The sequence below is a fragment of the Serratia sp. AXJ-M genome (genome assembly GCF_046531865.1).
In the GTDB taxonomy this organism is placed as follows: Bacteria; Pseudomonadota; Gammaproteobacteria; order Enterobacterales; family Enterobacteriaceae; genus Serratia; species Serratia liquefaciens.
Genome location: NZ_CP059394.1, coordinates 2,791,910 through 2,808,350, shown reverse-complemented (window position 1 = coordinate 2,808,350; position 16,441 = coordinate 2,791,910). Strand labels below are relative to the sequence as shown.

Annotated in this window: 16 protein-coding genes; 7 read left to right on the top strand and 9 right to left on the bottom strand. The window is 55.5% G+C overall.

The genetic code is table 11. The features are described 5' to 3' along the window. Positions 1 to 226 precede the first annotated feature (226 nt). Positions 227 to 529 carry a LapA family protein gene (locus H0S68_RS13115; RefSeq protein ID WP_020827127.1) on the top strand — a complete coding sequence of 101 codons (303 nt, stop codon included), beginning with the start codon at positions 227 to 229 and terminating at the stop codon, positions 527 to 529. A 6-nt stretch (positions 530 to 535) separates the two neighbouring features. Continuing rightward, the gene (gene lapB / locus H0S68_RS13110; RefSeq protein ID WP_020827126.1) at positions 536 to 1,705 is read left to right on the top strand and encodes a lipopolysaccharide assembly protein LapB; all 1,170 of its coding nucleotides are present in this window, start codon (positions 536 to 538) and stop codon (positions 1,703 to 1,705) included. 57 nt (positions 1,706 to 1,762) lie between these two features. On the opposite strand, the gene H0S68_RS13105 is transcribed toward lapB, so the two are convergent. Further along, positions 1,763 to 2,059, bottom strand: a complete 297-nt coding sequence (locus H0S68_RS13105; RefSeq protein WP_020827125.1) for an Arc family DNA-binding protein — start codon at positions 2,057 to 2,059, stop codon at positions 1,763 to 1,765. A 170-nt stretch (positions 2,060 to 2,229) separates the two neighbouring features. Further along, positions 2,230 to 2,490: a multiple stress resistance protein BhsA gene (bhsA, locus tag H0S68_RS13100; protein ID WP_048758666.1), complete on the bottom strand. Its 261-nt coding sequence runs from the start codon at positions 2,488 to 2,490 to the stop codon at positions 2,230 to 2,232. Between the two features lie 328 nt (positions 2,491 to 2,818). On the opposite strand from bhsA, the gene pyrF reads away from it, so the two are divergent. Then, positions 2,819 to 3,547 carry an orotidine-5'-phosphate decarboxylase gene (pyrF, locus tag H0S68_RS13095; RefSeq protein WP_187961439.1) on the top strand — a complete coding sequence of 243 codons (729 nt, stop codon included), beginning with the start codon at positions 2,819 to 2,821 and terminating at the stop codon, positions 3,545 to 3,547. A gap of 10 nt (positions 3,548 to 3,557) precedes the next feature. Beyond that, complete coding sequence (gene yciH, locus H0S68_RS13090; protein ID WP_020827122.1) at positions 3,558 to 3,884, top strand: stress response translation initiation inhibitor YciH; 327 nt, start codon at positions 3,558 to 3,560, stop codon at positions 3,882 to 3,884. Positions 3,885 to 4,091: 207 nt separating this feature from the next. On the opposite strand, the gene osmB is transcribed toward yciH, so the two are convergent. Next, the gene (osmB, locus tag H0S68_RS13085; RefSeq protein ID WP_004945176.1) at positions 4,092 to 4,310 is read right to left on the bottom strand and encodes an osmotically-inducible lipoprotein OsmB; all 219 of its coding nucleotides are present in this window, start codon (positions 4,308 to 4,310) and stop codon (positions 4,092 to 4,094) included. A gap of 352 nt (positions 4,311 to 4,662) precedes the next feature. Here osmB and araD point away from each other — a divergent pair, with 352 nt between their 5' ends. Continuing rightward, positions 4,663 to 5,358, top strand: coding sequence for an L-ribulose-5-phosphate 4-epimerase (gene araD / locus H0S68_RS13080; RefSeq protein WP_174574317.1), 696 nt, complete (start codon positions 4,663 to 4,665; stop codon positions 5,356 to 5,358). Between the two features lie 50 nt (positions 5,359 to 5,408). Here araD and H0S68_RS13075 read toward each other — a convergent pair whose 3' ends face one another. Genes H0S68_RS13075 through H0S68_RS13065 form a run of 3 tightly spaced genes read right to left on the bottom strand, consistent with a single transcriptional unit; the run spans position 5,409 to position 9,540 of the window. Further along, on the bottom strand, positions 5,409 to 6,155 hold the full coding sequence (locus tag H0S68_RS13075) for a DNA-binding transcriptional regulator YciT (protein WP_115058708.1): 747 nt from the start codon (positions 6,153 to 6,155) through the stop codon (positions 5,409 to 5,411). A gap of 48 nt (positions 6,156 to 6,203) precedes the next feature. Further along, positions 6,204 to 8,636: a formate C-acetyltransferase/glycerol dehydratase family glycyl radical enzyme gene (locus H0S68_RS13070; protein ID WP_410528755.1), complete on the bottom strand. Its 2,433-nt coding sequence runs from the start codon at positions 8,634 to 8,636 to the stop codon at positions 6,204 to 6,206. A 4-nt stretch (positions 8,637 to 8,640) separates the two neighbouring features. Then, positions 8,641 to 9,540, bottom strand: a complete 900-nt coding sequence (locus H0S68_RS13065) for a glycyl-radical enzyme activating protein (RefSeq protein WP_142815121.1) — start codon at positions 9,538 to 9,540, stop codon at positions 8,641 to 8,643. 147 nt (positions 9,541 to 9,687) lie between these two features. Between H0S68_RS13065 and fsa the strand changes: the two genes are divergently transcribed. Further along, a complete protein-coding gene (fsa, locus tag H0S68_RS13060) occupies positions 9,688 to 10,353 on the top strand; it encodes a fructose-6-phosphate aldolase (protein ID WP_048758681.1) in 666 nt (221 codons plus the stop codon). 200 nt (positions 10,354 to 10,553) lie between these two features. On the opposite strand, the gene H0S68_RS13055 is transcribed toward fsa, so the two are convergent. The 3 genes from H0S68_RS13055 to gloA form a co-directional block, all read right to left on the bottom strand. Next, positions 10,554 to 12,611, bottom strand: a complete 2,058-nt coding sequence (locus H0S68_RS13055) for a carbon starvation CstA family protein (protein ID WP_116690360.1) — start codon at positions 12,609 to 12,611, stop codon at positions 10,554 to 10,556. A 228-nt stretch (positions 12,612 to 12,839) separates the two neighbouring features. After that, complete coding sequence (locus H0S68_RS13050; protein ID WP_410528754.1) at positions 12,840 to 14,774, bottom strand: exoribonuclease II; 1,935 nt, start codon at positions 14,772 to 14,774, stop codon at positions 12,840 to 12,842. A gap of 185 nt (positions 14,775 to 14,959) precedes the next feature. Continuing rightward, the gene (gloA, locus tag H0S68_RS13045) at positions 14,960 to 15,487 is read right to left on the bottom strand and encodes a lactoylglutathione lyase (protein ID WP_129940685.1); all 528 of its coding nucleotides are present in this window, start codon (positions 15,485 to 15,487) and stop codon (positions 14,960 to 14,962) included. 99 nt (positions 15,488 to 15,586) lie between these two features. Between gloA and H0S68_RS13040 the strand changes: the two genes are divergently transcribed. Beyond that, positions 15,587 to 16,441: a LysR family transcriptional regulator gene (locus H0S68_RS13040; RefSeq protein ID WP_122079488.1), complete on the top strand. Its 855-nt coding sequence runs from the start codon at positions 15,587 to 15,589 to the stop codon at positions 16,439 to 16,441.

The window sequence follows — 16,441 nt, the reverse complement described above, 5'->3', positions numbered from 1 at the left end:
ATTGCAATTCGCACTAATGCCCCCATATCTTGATTAATCTATTATTTTGAGACGCTCTCTCATAAATTTGTCCGGGAGTGCCGTTTACTGTCGAATATGCCAGCATATATATGGTTTTATCGTGCCTCAGGGTTTCCCTGCTACGACGGGAAATGCTAACTTATTAGTTAGGGACGCCACGTATTGGCATAGTTCATCCGATTAACTCGGCATCGCGGGAAAGAATGTGAAATATTTGCTGATTTTTTTGTTAGTTCTGGTGATCTTCGTGATTTCTGTCACGTTGGGCGCGCATAACGATCAGGTGGTGAGTTTTAACTATCTGGTTGCGCAGGGCGACTATCGCGTATCGACTCTGTTGGCGGCGTTGTTTGGCGCCGGTTTTGTTCTCGGTTGGGTCATTTGCGGCCTGTTTTATCTGCGCACCCGTATTGCGCTGGGGCGTGCCGAACGCAAAATCAAAAGGCTGGAACTGCAGCTTGAACAACCTGCTGAGCCGGCAGCTCAGTCCGTTGTCAGCAAGGAATAATCTTCTATGTTAGAGCTGCTGTTTCTGTTGCTGCCCGTGGCTGCCGCGTACGGATGGTACATGGGGCGCAGAAGTGCTCAACAGGATAAACAACAGGAAGCCAACCGTCTGTCGCGCGAGTACGTGGCCGGGGTTAACTTCCTGCTCTCCAACCAGCAGGATAAAGCGGTCGATCTGTTCCTTGATATGTTGAAAGAGGACAGCAACACCGTTGAAGCCCACCTGACGCTGGGTAACCTGTTCCGTTCGCGTGGTGAAGTCGACCGCGCTATCCGCATCCATCAGGCGCTGATGGAAAGCGCTTCCCTGACCTTCGAACAACGTTTGCTGGCCGTGCAACAGCTGGGCCGCGACTACATGGCCGCTGGCATGTACGATCGTGCCGAAGACATGTTTGGCCAACTGGTTGGCGAAGAGGATTTCCGTCTTTCTGCGCTACAGCAGCTGTTGGCGATCCATCAGGCCACCAGCGACTGGCTGAAAGCCATCGACGTGGCGGAAAAACTGGTCAAATTAGGCAAAGACAAACAGCGCGTCGAGATCGCACATTTTTATTGCGAACTGGCCTTGCAGGCGATGGGCAGCGACGATCTCGATAAGGCGATGGGATTATTGAAACGCGCGGCTTCGGCAGACAATCAGTGTGCGCGTGTATCTATCATGGTGGGACGTATTTATATGGCCCAGGGTGAGTACGCCAAGGCGGTTGAGTCGCTACAGCGCGTACTGAATCAGGATAAAGAACTGGTCAGCGAAACCCTGCCGATGCTGCAAGAGTGTTACCAGCATCTGGAACAGCAGCAGGGTTGGGCGGACTTTCTCAAGCGCTGCGTGGAAGAGAATACCGGCGCTACTGCAGAACTGATGCTGGCGGAAATAATTGAGCAGCATGAAGGGCGTGACGTGGTGCAGGTGTATATCAACCGGCAGCTACAGCGCCACCCGACCATGCGAGTATTTTACCGCCTGATGGATTATCACCTGGCGGATGCGGAAGATGGTCGTGCCAAAGAGAGTCTGTTACTGCTGCGCGATATGGTCGGTGAGCAAATTCGGACCAAGCCGCGCTACCGCTGTCATAAATGCGGTTTTACCGCTCACTCGCTGTATTGGCATTGCCCGTCATGTCGGGCCTGGTCATCGGTTAAGCCGATCCGCGGGTTGGACGGACAATAACGACAATAAAAAACGGGGCCTAATCAGGCCCCGTTTTCTTATGATCACTAAACCGACTTATTTTTTCTTGCCGGTCTTCGCGCTACCTTTCAACAGCTGACGCAGCTTCTTCAACTCTTTCTGATTCAGCGGTTGCTCAACTTCTTCTTCAATCCCCTGATTATCGATTTCGCCATGATGCAACTCGGCTGCTTTTTTAGCGGTTTTTTCCGCTTTGGTCGGAAGATCGAAGCTGCTTTCTAGACGCTGGCAAACCTCGGCACTCAGAGAGAGTTGATTATCGGCAGCAATGGCACGAATTTTTTCTTTGAGTTCCAGAGGAATTTTAATGGTTAATGTAGATATCTCGCTCATTTTGAAGCCTTTCTGCGGGAGGATTGCCTTCAAGCTAAGCCACTATGGGGAGAGAGTCTAGTGTGTAATAAAAATTTAATATTTTTGTAACATTACGGTGCGGGAATAGCGAACGATCTGGCGGGGGAAATAAAGTAAAGCCCGGCGTGCCGGGCCCTATACCTAATAGCTTATTTGTAGATAACTGCGGTACCACTCAGCATGTTGTTACCACCGGCAGAAATGATGCGGTAGCTGCTGGCGCCTTGGGCGTCGGCTTTAGCGGCCAGTTTGGCTTCCAGGCCACTCAGGGTAGTGGCATGACCGGCGGAAACGACGCCTGAAGCGGTCAGGCTGCTGGCCTGTTGCTGATCCACCGGTTCAGCGGCGAAGGTAGCGAAAGAGGTCATGGCGATAACGGCTGCTGCTGCAAAATATTTGATGCTTTTCATGAGAGACTCCAGTCTGTTTGTTTAGGTTGGAAGGCGTATGCTTCCGATGTGTTGAATAATAAAGCATCCGTAGGGATTTAAAATCTGATAATGCTGAGTATGTTGTTCAAATTATTTGATTCATAATTTACGCATCTTTACGGCGGTTTACGCAGGCTGGGTTAAGGGCGGTCAGGGGTTATTGACGCTTGATGACGTACGAGGGGATAACATTACTTAAGCGCAGAGCGCGCTGCGGCTGGGATTTCTGTCGGCCGGCATGTAGAATGCGGCGGTCAGTTTGGCGGGTTATTACCTATTTATGTCCATTTTACAGAAGGTAGAAGAAATGAAGTCTGAAAATAACATCAATAACAATGACTTAAAATCATCTCCGATCATCGTTGCGCTGGATTACGCAGATATTGGCGCGGCACTGGCATTTGCCGATCGTATTGATCCGCAGGACTGCCGGTTAAAAGTGGGCAAGGAAATGTTCACCCTGTTTGGGCCGCAGCTGGTGCGCGATTTACACTCGCGTGGTTTCGACGTGTTCCTGGATTTGAAATTCCATGACATTCCCAACACCACCGCCCGTGCCGTTGCTGCTGCGGCCGAGTTGGGTGTATGGATGGTGAACGTGCATGCCAGCGGTGGTGCACGCATGATGACCGCAGCGAAAGAAGCATTGCAGCCCTATGGCGCTCAGGCCCCGTTGCTGATCGCCGTCACCGTGCTGACCAGCATGGAAGCAGAAGATCTGCGTGGTATCGGTATCGAGCTTTCTCCGGCCGAGCATGCGGAGCGCTTGGCGCGTCTGACCCGCGATTGTGGGTTGGATGGCGTTGTTTGTTCAGCGCACGAAGCCGAGCGTCTCAAAGCTGCCTGTGGCCAACAATTCCAACTGGTGACGCCGGGCATCCGTCCTGAAGGCAGCGACGCCGGCGATCAGCGACGCATCATGACGCCGGTACAGGCGCAAGCGGCTGGCGTTGATTATATGGTGATTGGGCGCCCGATCACCCAATCCGCGGATCCGGCCGCTACGCTAAGTGCGATCCGCGCTTCTCTGGCTTAAGGAGACGACAATGAACAACGATAACAGCCGGCTGGTGTATTCCACCGATAGCGGGCGTATCAAGCAGGAAGACGTCAAACCGCCGCGTGAAAAGGGCGACGGTATCGTGCGTATTCAGCGCCAGACCAGCGGGCGCAAGGGAAAGGGCGTTTGCCTGATCACCGGCGTTGATCTGGATGATGCCGCATTGGACAAGCTGGCGGCAGAGCTCAAGAAAAAATGCGGCTGCGGCGGTTCGGTGAAAGAGGGCGTGATCGAGATCCAGGGCGATAAGCGGGATCTGCTTAAACAGCTGTTGGAAGCCAAAGGGATGAAGGTCAAGCTGGCGGGCGGCTAATCGAATCGCCTGAGCGAATGGCCATGCCGCGGTGCAATACTGCGGCATGGCTGGGATACTGCTGCCGGGCGTTAACCCGTTGATGGTAACCCGCCATCGATGAAAGGTAAAACAGACCTGAAATAATCTTTATTATGCGTAATACGTCAAAGCGATATCGCTTTTGCCAGCCTGTCGGCAGAGGTATCTGAATACTGGCCGAACAGGTTATTTACCTACCTGATGACCAATGATGCCCCCCACCGCAGCCCCGCCGAGCGTACCCAGTGCGCTACCATCGGTCAGCACCGCGCCGCCTACGGCCCCCGCACCGGCACCAATGGCGGTGTTACGGTCACGTTTGGACATGTTTGAACAAGCGCTGAGTGAAAACGCCAGAGTAAGCGCCAGAGCGGCGGTGGCAAAACGTTTATTGATAATCATCATAATGACTTCTCCTTAGCATTGGCTATCTGGGAGTGCCTATTAAGTATAGGCATGAACCCGAATTTCGGCCTGCTAGTGGCTCCCAGTAAGTATCGCTATAAAAAATGGCATTTTTTGTTAAAGGCAGAATAATTGAAACGTCAAGAGCGCTCCCTCCGCCAATATTCACTATAAGCTTCTGCTGAACGATAAACAGGTAAATAATCTTAAAGTCCATTGCGCGCTATTTAATCCCCAGCGCGCAAATTGCCGTTTCCAGCAGAAGACTACGCGGTCTTTAGCGATTTACGCCATACCGCCCCCAAGCCTGCCTGCCGACAATATTCCCAACAGGGTTAACCGGGAAAGAAACATGCTTAACGATCTCAAGCAGCAGGTATTGGAGGCTAATCTGGCGCTGCCACGTCATCATCTGGTGACCTTCACCTGGGGGAATGTCAGCGCTGTCGATCGGCGTGAGGGATTGATGGTGATCAAACCCTCGGGGGTGGAATACGGGGTGATGACCCGTGACGATATGGTGGTGTTGGAACTGGAAAGCGGCAAGGTGGTGGAGGGGGACAAAAAGCCCTCTTCAGACAGCGATACCCACCGCGCGTTGTACCTGGCATTTGGCGATGCCGGGGGCATAGTGCACACCCATTCGCGGCATGCCACCATTTGGGCGCAGGCCGGGTTGGATATTCCGGCCTGGGGCACAACGCACGCCGACTATTTCTACGGCGACATTCCCTGTACCCGGCGGATGCAGGATGAGGAAATTAATGGCCGCTATGAATGGGAGACCGGCAGAGTGATTGTCGAAACCTTTGGCCAGCGCCGGTTAAATCCGGCGGCGGTGCCGGGTGTGCTGGTGCATTCTCATGGCCCCTTTACCTGGGGGGGAAACGCAGAAGCCGCGGTTCATAATGCGGTGGTACTGGAAGAGATTGCCTATATGGGGATTTTTTCGCGCCAGTTGTCGCCGGGCCTGGCGAATATGCAGCAAACCCTGCTGGACAAACATTACCTGCGCAAGCACGGTAAAAACGCCTACTACGGCCAGTGAGCATCAGGAGGTCCGCCTGTCGGCGGCTCTCCCGTTGTTTCGTCTGAAGGCTAGTCGTTCACCATATCCAACTGTATTCCCTGGCGCTTCAACAGGTGTTGATACTCCAACGACAGCCGCGAATCGGTGATTACCCGCTGAACCTTGCCCTGCTGGGCCAGCGGATTGGGCTGAATTTGACCGAATTTTGACGAGTCGGTCAGGACAATATTTTCTACGCCCTTCGCCAGCACGGCGTTGACCACGTCGGCGCGCATCATATCGCGGCCGGTGAAGCCAGTATCCGCATGATAGCCATCGATGCCAATAAACGCCTTGCTGAAATGCACTTGCTGAATGCATTGGCGGGTTAATGGCCCGACCACGGTCTCGCTCTTTTTCTGGTACATGCCGCCCAGCACGATCACTTCGCAATCCGTCTCTTTTAGCAGATGGGCGATATAGTGGCTGACGGTGATCAGCGTGATGCGTTTGCGCTCGGCGATATAACGCGCCAGCAGCGCGTTGGCGCTGCCGCTTTCGATAAAAATGGTTTCATCGTCGTTAACCAGCGAGGCGGCATACTGCGCGAGCTTTTGCTTGAGGGTGAAGTTGGACATCATGCGCGCATCGACATCGTCGCTTTCTAATGCCAGCGCGGAACCGTGCACCCGTTTCAGGTAGCTGCGTTTCTCCAGCAGGTTCAAATCCTGGCGGATCGTCACTTCTGAAACGCCGGTGGCCGCGGCCAAATCGCTGACGCTGATACGCCGGCGATCGTTTACCAATTGAAGTATTGTCTGTTGTCTTGAATTCATATCAACCTGATGTGCGGCCACCAATGTGCGGCCGCTAATATTTATTGTTTAAATAGTATGTTCTGTTCGCGCAATAATATCATCCTGCGCGTCAGGGGATAATGCGGTAAAGAAAGCGGAATATCCAGCAACGCGGACCACTAAATCACGATATTGGTCAGGATGTTGCTTCGCTTTCAGCAGCGTTTCCCGCGACACGATGTTGTATTGCACATGCCAACCCTGGTAGTCCTCAAAGAAGGTGCGCAGCATCAACATCAGTTTTTCTCGATCCCGCGGATCCTCCAACGTCGCCGGGTTCAGTTTCTGATTCAGCAACACGCCGCCGAGGATCGACGCGGTGGGCAGTTTGGACAGCGAATTGAACACGGCGGTCGGTCCCAGATGATCGGTACCGGAGGCCGGGCTGGCACCTTCCGCCAACGGCGTATGCGCTTTACGGCCGTCTGGCGTGGCCAGGGTAGCCGCGCCAAAGGGCACGTTAGCTGAAATCGACGACGTTCCAGCGTAGTAGGTGCCGCCTATCGGGCCACGACCAAAGCGGGTGTTGTGGTACTGCTTCAGTTCGTCGATATAAGTCTGATAAGCACGCACCAGCAGTTGATCGACCTCATCCTCGTCGTTACCGTATTTTGGAGCGGCGTTGAGCAGACGCTGGCGTAACTGTTCGCCGCTCAATCCGTCGAAGTCATTTTCCAGCGCTGCCGCCAATTGCCGTTGGCCAATAACCCCTTGTTCGAAGACCAGCTTGCGCACCGCCGCCAGGCTGTTGCCCAGGTTGGCTATGCCGACCTGCAGACCAGAAACCCAATCGTATTTTGCGCCACCTTGCTTGATACTTTTGCCGCGTTCGATGCAGTCATCCACCAGCGCTGAGCAGAGGATATCGTGAGCGTTCTCTTCTAATACGGTATCGACCACGCACTCAATTTCGATCGACTTGCGCGTGTAATAGCGGATCTGGTTGTCCCAGGCACCCAGCACCTGCTCAAAGTCGGCGAAGTTTTCCTTCGAGAGCGCCCCTGCTTGTGGCAGGAAAACTTTGCCGGAGGTCGCATCGCGCCCTTGTTCCAGTGCCGCCAGCATGACACGAGCGAAGTTGATAAAGCTCATGCCGGTGCAGCGGTAACCCCATTTCCCGCCCACGGCGGTTTCGATACAGCCGATCGCCGCGTAGTCATAGGCATCCTGCGGCTCCACGCCCAGTTTGATAAACTCAGGGATAACGATTTCATCGTTGTTGAAGGCCGGCATGCCGAACCCACAGCGGATCACCTGCACGCAGGCGTCGAGGAAGTCGTTACTCATTCCTGCATGGTAACGCACGCTGAGATTAGGCTGGGTGGAGCGTAAGCGCCCGCAGGACTCCAGAATGGCATAGGACAAGGGGTTAACCGCATCGCAAGGTTTGCCGTTGATCAGTTGCTGTCCGCCAATAGTGACGTTCTGATACAGCGGGCTGCCTGCCGAGGCCTTGGAATGTGAGCCGGAACGGATCTTGTTGATCTCCAACAGCTTCAACCAACAACTGTGCAGCATTTCAATCGCACGCTCGCGTGACAACGTCTGTTCCAACTCTACGTCACGACGGTACCAGGGGTAGAGATATTGGTCGAGGCGGCCAAAGGACACCGAATGGCCGTTGGATTCAATCTGTAGCGTCAGTTGAATGAAGTAGCACAGTTGCAGGGCCTGCCAGAAGGTCTGCGGTGGCCGATGGGCAATCAGCTCACAGTTTTCCGCTATGGCCAGCAGCTCTTCACGCCGCCACAAACGGTTTTCCGTCTGCGCCATGTCGCGCGCCAACTGGGCAAAGCGCAAGATATGCGCGCTCAGCGCTTCCAGGGTCAGATCGATTGCCTTCAGGAATTGCTCCTGATGCAACTCTTCCCAGTCGGTAAGCCGGATACGACTGCGACGTTCATCGACCTTCTCGCGCAGCCCGTCGAGGCCTTTTTCCAACAGTAGTGGGAAATTCACCGCGAGATGGGCATCCCCTGAGGTCATATTGCCTTCAGCCTTGATGATACCGGTGGCCAGCAGGGCCTTTTGTTCGTCGGTAAACATGCCGTAGCAGCGATCTTGCACCGTCTGGCCGCGCCACCACGGGCATAGCCGATGCAAAATGGCCTTGTTCTCTTCGCTGACTGAGAAACCGGCGCCCGGACGGTCGGCCAGTTGGTCAATCTCGTCTTCGATCCAACTGACGGTATATTCGGGGAAAATCGGCGCAGCGCGTAATTCGCTGGCCTGGTTGCCGATAATCAACTCGTCGTTATCGATTCGCAAAGTTCGCTTAGCCAAATGGTTAGCCAATGCCAATGCCCGACGAACCGGCAAGGGTTTGTCCTGATGCTGCTGATAGGCTTCGGTGTAGTGCTGGGCGCGTTCGGTGCAAACCGGCGGTTTGACGATATGGATCAGCGCGTTCTTGTGAGCCTGGGTGCGTTCGGACAGGGTGGTCAGATCCAGCTTAGTCATGGTGTTATCCTCGCAAAATGGCAGTCAGCCCTTTGGCCTCGGCGTACTGTTCGGCATAGGCCAGCAGTTCAGGGGCATCTAGTGGGGTGCGGGCCGCGTGATAAGGCTCGCCGAGCAGGTTATATTTGTTGATACCCAACGTGTGGTACGGCAAGAAATGAATCTCTGTAACGCCGGCCTCATCGGCGGCGAAATCGACAATCGCGCGAATTGAGCGGCGATCGGCGTTAAAGTCGGGGATCAGCGGGACGCGCACGGTCGTTCGGGTACCGTGCGCGGCCAGGCGGCGGAAGTTTTCCATTACCCGTTTGGCGGAGCCGCCGGTCCACTGCTTGAAACGTTTTTCATCGACGTGTTTCAAATCCGCCAGCATCAGATCGAGCCAAGGCAGCGAAGGTGCTATGTGCGACCAGGGCGTATGCAGGCAAGATTCCACCGCGGTATGAATGCCGGCCTCACGGCCGCGCTTCAGCAGTTCTGCCGCCATGGCAGGCTGCATGAAGGGTTCACCGCCGGAGAGTGTCAGGCCGCCACCGGTGCGCAGATAAAAAGGCCGATCGCGCAGCACCTCGGTCATGATATCGTCGATATTTACTGCGCTGCCGCACAGGCTGAGTGCGTCGGTTGGGCAACGGGCGGCTAATGCGGCATACTCTTCGTGGCTGAGTAACTCGCGCTGGATCAGCAGGTTGTCGTCTATTCGTTGAATCGCCTGAGGATGGCCTTCGGCGCACAGGGTACAGCCGCTGAGGCATAAACGCGGATCGAACAGCAAATCCGCTTTTCGCGAGCGGCTTTCCGGATTCTGACACCAGAGACAGCCCAACGAGCAGCCCTTCAGGAACACTACGCTGCGGATGCCTGGACCATCATGGGTGGAATAGCGCTGCAGATTGAAGATCACGAGTCACCTGTCATTCGGTTGCTTTTCTTTTGTCATTAAAGTTGTTTCGAATGAAAGTTGATTTGATTTCGATCAAATATAAATGCGTTGCATGTTCCTACTATGATGAGAGTTTGAATTCGTCCACAAAAGATTCAGGAGTCCGTAATGGAGCTTTATCTCGATACCGCCGATGTGAACGCAGTAAAACGACTGGCGCGCATCCTGCCTCTGCACGGTGTGACAACCAATCCGAGCATTGTTGCCAAAGAGGGAAAACCGATTTGGGAAGTGTTACCGGCGCTGCGCGATGCGCTGGGGGGCACCGGCAAACTCTTTGCTCAGGTGATGGCTAACGACGCCGAGCGCATGGTGGCGGAAGCGGCGTTGCTTCATCAGCGAGTGCCTGGGCTGGTGGTTAAGGTACCGGCGACCACAGAAGGCCTGGCAGCGATTAAAAAACTGAAGTCAATGTCGATTCCTACGCTGGGGACGGCGGTTTATGGTGCGGGTCAGGGACTGCTGGCGGCGCTGGCGGGGGCTGAGTATGTGGCCCCTTACGTGAATCGCCTGGACGCGCAGGGCGGTGACGGCATTGAAATGGTTCACGAGCTGCAGCAATTGCTGACGCTGCACGCGCCGGGAGCCCGGGTGCTGGCGGCCAGTTTCAAAACGCCGCGTCAGGCGCTGGAATGCTTGCTGGCGGGTTGTCAGGCCATCACTCTGCCGGTCGACGTGGCTGAGCAGTTCCTCGCGGCACCGGCGGTTCAGGCTGCGGTAGAGAAATTCGAGCAAGATTGGCAGGGGGCGTTCGGCACTAATCTGCTGAACTGAGAACCGGATAAGCAAAGAAAAGGGCGCCCGTTGACAAAGTGCTCTGTTGTTTAATGGTAGGGGCGCTGCATGCTGTGCCCAATAGCATAATCAATGGGTTAAATCGGGTCGAACATGTTCGACCCCTACCGGTTTAGCCTTTACGCAGGTTTGTCAGCAGTCTGAGGGCGCCGCAGCGCCCTGATTATAACCAACTGAATTTATACATTTTCACGCAGGACGATCGGCGACTCCTGCGCCGTGGGCTGGCTGGCATTCAGCGCGCGACGGATCACAAAGAAGGCGGAGACCAGCATGGTTACCGCCACCAGCATAAAGAAAGCGCACAGTGCGGCGTTAATCTGGTTACTGAAAACGATGGTCTCCATATCCTTCAGCGTCTTGGCCGGTGCGATCAGCGTGCCTTGTTCAATACCGGCAGAGAATTTCTTCGCCTGCGCCAGGAAGCCGATGCTCGGTTTCTCGTGGAATATTTTCTGCCAGCCGGCGGTCATTGAGGTAATAAACAACCAAACGGTCGGCAAAATGGTCACCCAGGCATAGCGCTGTTTTTTCATTTTGAACAGCACCACGGTACCGAGGATCAAGGCCATCGAGGCCAGCATCTGGTTGCCGATACCGAACAGCGGCCACAGCGTATTGATGCCGCCGAGCGGATCGACCACCCCCTGATAGACAAAGAAGCCCCAGCCGGCGACGGCCACGGTGGTTCCCGCCAGATTACCGAACCAAGAACGGTTGTTAGCTAACCTTGGGATCGCCACGCCGACCAGATCCTGCACCATAAAGCGACAGGCACGGGTCCCGGCATCGACGGCGGTCAGAATAAACAGCGCCTCGAATAGAATGGCGAAGTGGTACCAGAAGGCCATCATTGCGCGGCTGTTAAACACCTCGGTAATGATGTGTGCCATGCCCACGGCGAAGGTCGGGGCGCCGCCGGCGCGCGACAGGATGGAATGTTCCCCGACGTCTTTGGCAATCATCGTCAGGGTTTCCGGGGTGATCATAAAGCCCCAGCTGTTAATCACCTGAGAGGCATTCTCCACCGTGGTGCCGATCAGCGCCGCCGGCGAGTTCATGGCGAAGTAAACGCCTGGGTCGATCACCGACGCGCAAATCAACGCCATGATAGCCACGAAGGACTCCATCAGCATGGCGCCATAACCGATAAAGCGAATATGGCTCTCGCGCTCCACCAGTTTCGGCGTGGTACCGCTGGAAACCAGCGCATGGAAACCGGAAATCGAACCACAGGCGATGGTGATAAACAGGAACGGGAACAGCGAGCCGGCGAACACCGGGCCGCTGCCGTCGATAAAGCGCGATACCGCCGGCATTTTCATTTCCGGCATGGCGAAGACGATACCTACAGCCAACCCGATAATGACGCCAATCTTCATAAAGGTGGACAAATAGTCACGCGGTGCCAACAGCAGCCACACCGGCAACACCGAAGCGACAAAGCCGTAAACCACCAACACCCAGGTCAGCGTGGTGCCGTGCAGCGTGAAGAAGGGCCCCCAGTAGGGGTCTTGCGCCACGTTGCCGCCGTAGATGATCGCCAGCAGCATCAGCGCAAAACCGATCACCGAGATTTCAGCGATTTTACCCGGCCGGATAAAACGCATATACACGCCCATAAACAGGGCGATTGGGATGGTTGCAGCGATGGTGAACAAGCCCCAGGGGCTGTCGGCCAGGGCTTTAACCACCACCAGCGCCAGCGCGGACAGAATGATAATCATCACCCCCAGCGCGCCCAGCATGGTGATCACTCCGGCGAAGGCACCCAGTTCCTGCTTGGCCATTTCACCCAGCGAACGACCGTCACGACGGGTAGAGATGAACAGGATCAGGAAGTCCTGCACGGCGCCGGCCAGCATTACCCCGACCAGGATCCAGATAGTGCCGGGCAGAAAGCCCATTTGCGCTGCCAGAATAGGGCCAACCAGCGGCCCGGCCCCGGCGATGGCAGCAAAGTGGTGGCCAAACAACACCCACTTGTTGGTAGGGACATAGTCCAACCCGTCGTTGCGACGTTCGGCCGGGGTCATACGGCGGTCGTCGAGCTCAAAGACTTTTTTGGCGATAAACAGGCTGTAGAAGCGATAAGCGATGCTGTAACAGGCGACCGCCGCTACCACCAGCCAAACCGCATTGACGTGTTCACCGCGGCTTAGCGCCAGCATGGCGAAGGCGAATGCACCGACCAACGCCACCACCAGCCAGATGATCCCGGACTTGACGTTTTTCATGTTCAACAACTCCTTGGTGTGCAGAAAAAAGAAAGAAGTGTTCTTAGGGAGAATGGCTACAAATTAAAAGTAGGAGTTTTGCAGGCGAAGAGAAGCAGGTCGGATGAGAAATGTGAAGCCGGTTGAGTAATAGCGTAAAAACAAGGTGATGAGGATGTTACTGGGAATAAAAAAACACCGGAGGGAGACCCGTCCGGTGTTTGTCTGGCATAACGTTTATGTTGCGGGTTAAGCTGCCGGTCTGGCGATCACGCTGCGGGTTTCCATACGCACTTCGGCGATGGTGACCTGCAGGGTATCCCCCTGGCGATAAACGACTTCGCCTTTGATCTGCACCGTGCCGGTATCCTGGCTGCATACCATTTCATCACGTACCGCGTGAATGAAGGGCGCCGGGATAAAGGCCACTGCGCCATTGTCCAGCAGACGAACGCGCAGGCCGCCGCGGGTTACGTCGATGATTTCCGCGTTGAAGCGTTCATCGGTGCCTGCTTTATCCTTGAGGTAGCGCGCGTAGAGCCAATCGCCGACGTCACGTTCCGCCATCCGGTTCAGGCGACGACGTTCGGCCAGTTGGATTGTCACTTCGTCCAGCGGTTTCTCTGCGGACTGCCCGGTGATAACGGCTTTCAGCAAGCGGTGGTTGACCATATCGCCGTATTTCCGGATCGGAGAGGTCCAGGTGGCGTAAGCCTCCAGGCCCAGACCGAAATGTGGCCCCGGCGTAGTGCTGATTTCGGCATACGTCTGAGAGCGGCGAATACGGCTGTCGAGGAACTGGGTCGGTTGCGAATCCAGGTGACGACGCAGTTCGCAGAAACCTTCCAGCGTCAGCAGCTTCTCGGCTTCGGCTTCAACGCCGTTGGCTTGCAGCACGGTTACGGCTTGCTCAACCAGCAGTGGATCGAAACCGGTGTGCACGTTGTAAATGCCAAAGCCCAGACGGTCGCGCAGCACAATGGCGGCGCAGACGTTGGAAGCAATCATGCACTCTTCGACGATGCGGTTGGCGGTGCGACGTTGTTCGGTGATGATCTCCAGCACTTCGCCTTTTTCACCCAGCACAAAGCGGTAGTCTGGGCGATCTTTGAATACCAGAGCATGCTGGTGGCGCCAGGCGTTACGTGCATCGCACACGCGCTTGAGCAGGGTGATTTGCTGTGCGATTTCATCGCTCGGCGGCTGCCAGCCGGTAATGCCTTCCAGCCAGTCGGAGACTTCGTCATAAACCAGTTTGGCTTTTGATTCGATCTCGGCGCCGAAGAAGCGAATATCGTCACCCAATGCGCCGTCTGCACCGATGGTCACGCGGCAAGCCAGCACCGGACGGCGTTGGTTCGGACGCAGTGAACACAGGTTGTCTGACAGATCGCGCGGCAACATAGGGATGTTGAAACCTGGCAGGTAGTTGGTAAAGGCGCGCTTGCGGGCGATTTCATCCAGCGCGCTGCCTTGCGCGACGTAGGCGGTCGGATCGGCAATGGCGATGGTCAATTGTAGCGAGCCGTCGCCGTTGTCCTGCACAAACAGCGCATCGTCCATATCTTCGGTGCTGGCGCTGTCGATGGTGACAAAATTCAGAGCGGTCAGATCTTCACGCGGCACGGAAGCATCCGGCTCATCGATAGCGATCATCTCCGGCGCTTCTTTTTCCAGGCTGTGACGGGCCAGCGTGACCCACCACGGCGCAAGGTGATCTTCACCGTCAGTAATAAATTGGGTCAGATCGGCGTTGAAGCCGCGATCGCCTTTCAGCGGGTGGCGGCACATTTCCGCTACCGCCCAGTCACCGGCCTGGAGGTTATGCTTCAGTTCACGCACCGGACGGCAAGGGATCGCATCTTTCAGCAACGGATGATCGGGTACGATGGACAGACGGTCATCACGCTTTTGCACACGGCCGACAAAGCGCGACAGGAAGGGCTCGATCAGGCTTTCCGGCTCGGCGATTTCACGTTCTTTCTCGGTATGCAGGGTTGCGGTCACTCGGTCCCCGTGCATGACTTTCTTCATGTACGGTGGCGGAATGAAATAGCTTTTTTGACCGTCGACCTCAAGAAAGCCAAAGCCTTTCTCAGTCCCTTTTACTACGCCTTCAACGCGCGGGGTCTGAGAGTGAAGTTGCTGTTTAAGCTGCGCCAGCAGCGGGTTATCTTGAAACATATCGTCCAGTGAATGGGTTGTGAGTGGCAAGATTTGCGGCTGACAGTTTTACGCGAATCACCCGCTGCGGGCAAGCCAAACGTCACGGTTTTCCCGCGTTGGGGCGCGATTTTATGGAATATTGGGCGTTCAAAAGGCGGGAAGAAAACCCCGGCTCGAAACGCCGGGGGGAAACGGGGGGTAAATCAGTTCTGTAGCGGCGTAGGCTGCAGGATTTCAATCCAGTAGTCGTCGGGATCCTTGATAAAGGCCACGTAATTCATGCGACCTTCATGCAGACGTTTCTGGAAGTTCACGCCAAGGCGCTCAAAACGCTCGCAGGCAGCGTGCACGTCAGGCACCGTCACACAGAGGTGGCCAAAGCCACGCGGCTCACTGTTGCCGTTGTGGTAATGAAAATCAGCCTGCTGCTCGGTGCCGTGGTTATGGGTGAGCTCCAAAATACCCGGTTGACTCAGGACCCAGCGTTTACGGGCATCGTCATCCTGTGGGATCTGGTCGCGCGGGCTGCGGGTCAGGTAGCAAATGGTGAACGCGGCTTCATTGAAGGTTTCCAGATACACCGGGGTAAAGCCCAGCACGCGGGTATAAAAGTCCAGCGCTTGGGTTAAGTCCTTCACGCGGATCATGGTGTGATTGAACACATAGCCGTCGGTGACGGTTTCCGGCTGCGCGGTTACGCCCGGCAGGGTCAGTAAATCATTCAGTGGCATAGGGATCCCTCTTAGGTTGTCGATACGACTCTAGGGCAAATAAATGCTAATCTAAAGTGATTGTTTCTAACCAAAACACTAACTAAAAGTGAATGAATCATGAAGCTGAGTCAGCTTAGATTTTTCTGCGCCGTGGTGGAGTATAAAACCATTGCCGCCGCCGCGCGGGAATTGCACTGTGTCCCCTCCAACGTCACGTTGCGCATCAAAGAGTTAGAAGACTCACTTGGCGGCGAGTTGTTTTTTCGCGATAAAAACCGGCTCTATGTCACGCCGAAAGGCCGACAGTTCTATCAACAGGCCGTCGACATCCTGACGCTGGCAGACCGCAGCCAACAATTGTTCGCCGGTCGTCAACCGCAGGGCCTGCTGAATCTGGGGGCGCTGGATTTTTCTCTGATCAGTCACCTGCCGTCACGCATCGCTCACTTGCGCCGCAGCCAGCCCCACATGCAGGTCAACGTGCTGAGTCGAGACTCGCTGGTGCTGGAACGGATGCTGATTGACAGCGAGATCGATCTGGCGTTGACCGACGGGCCGATAGAGCACCCGCTGCTGGCCAGTCGCGCGGCGTTTGATGAGCGCCTGGTGCTGTTGATGCCGGCCTCGGTGCCGCAGCTGGACGCCGCAACCCTGGCACAGTTAGAGTTTTATACTTTCAGCCGCGAGTGTTCTTTCCGCCTGAAAATCGATCGCTGGTTGGCCTCACGCCAGCTAAAGCCGCGGATGACGCTGGAGATGGAGTCGTACACGGCGATGGCAGCCTGCGTAAAAGCGGGTTGTGGCGTCGCCTGTGTTCCGGGGTCTTTGCTGCCGATGATCCTGCCTGAGCAGGCGTTAAAAGTGGTGGAAATGGGGGCGGAAGGGGTCAGCAATTTGTACTTCGTGTGGCGCCGCCATCAGCTCTCTGACGAGTTGCAGACGGCGCTCGATCTGTTAATGCACCCGGCGTGA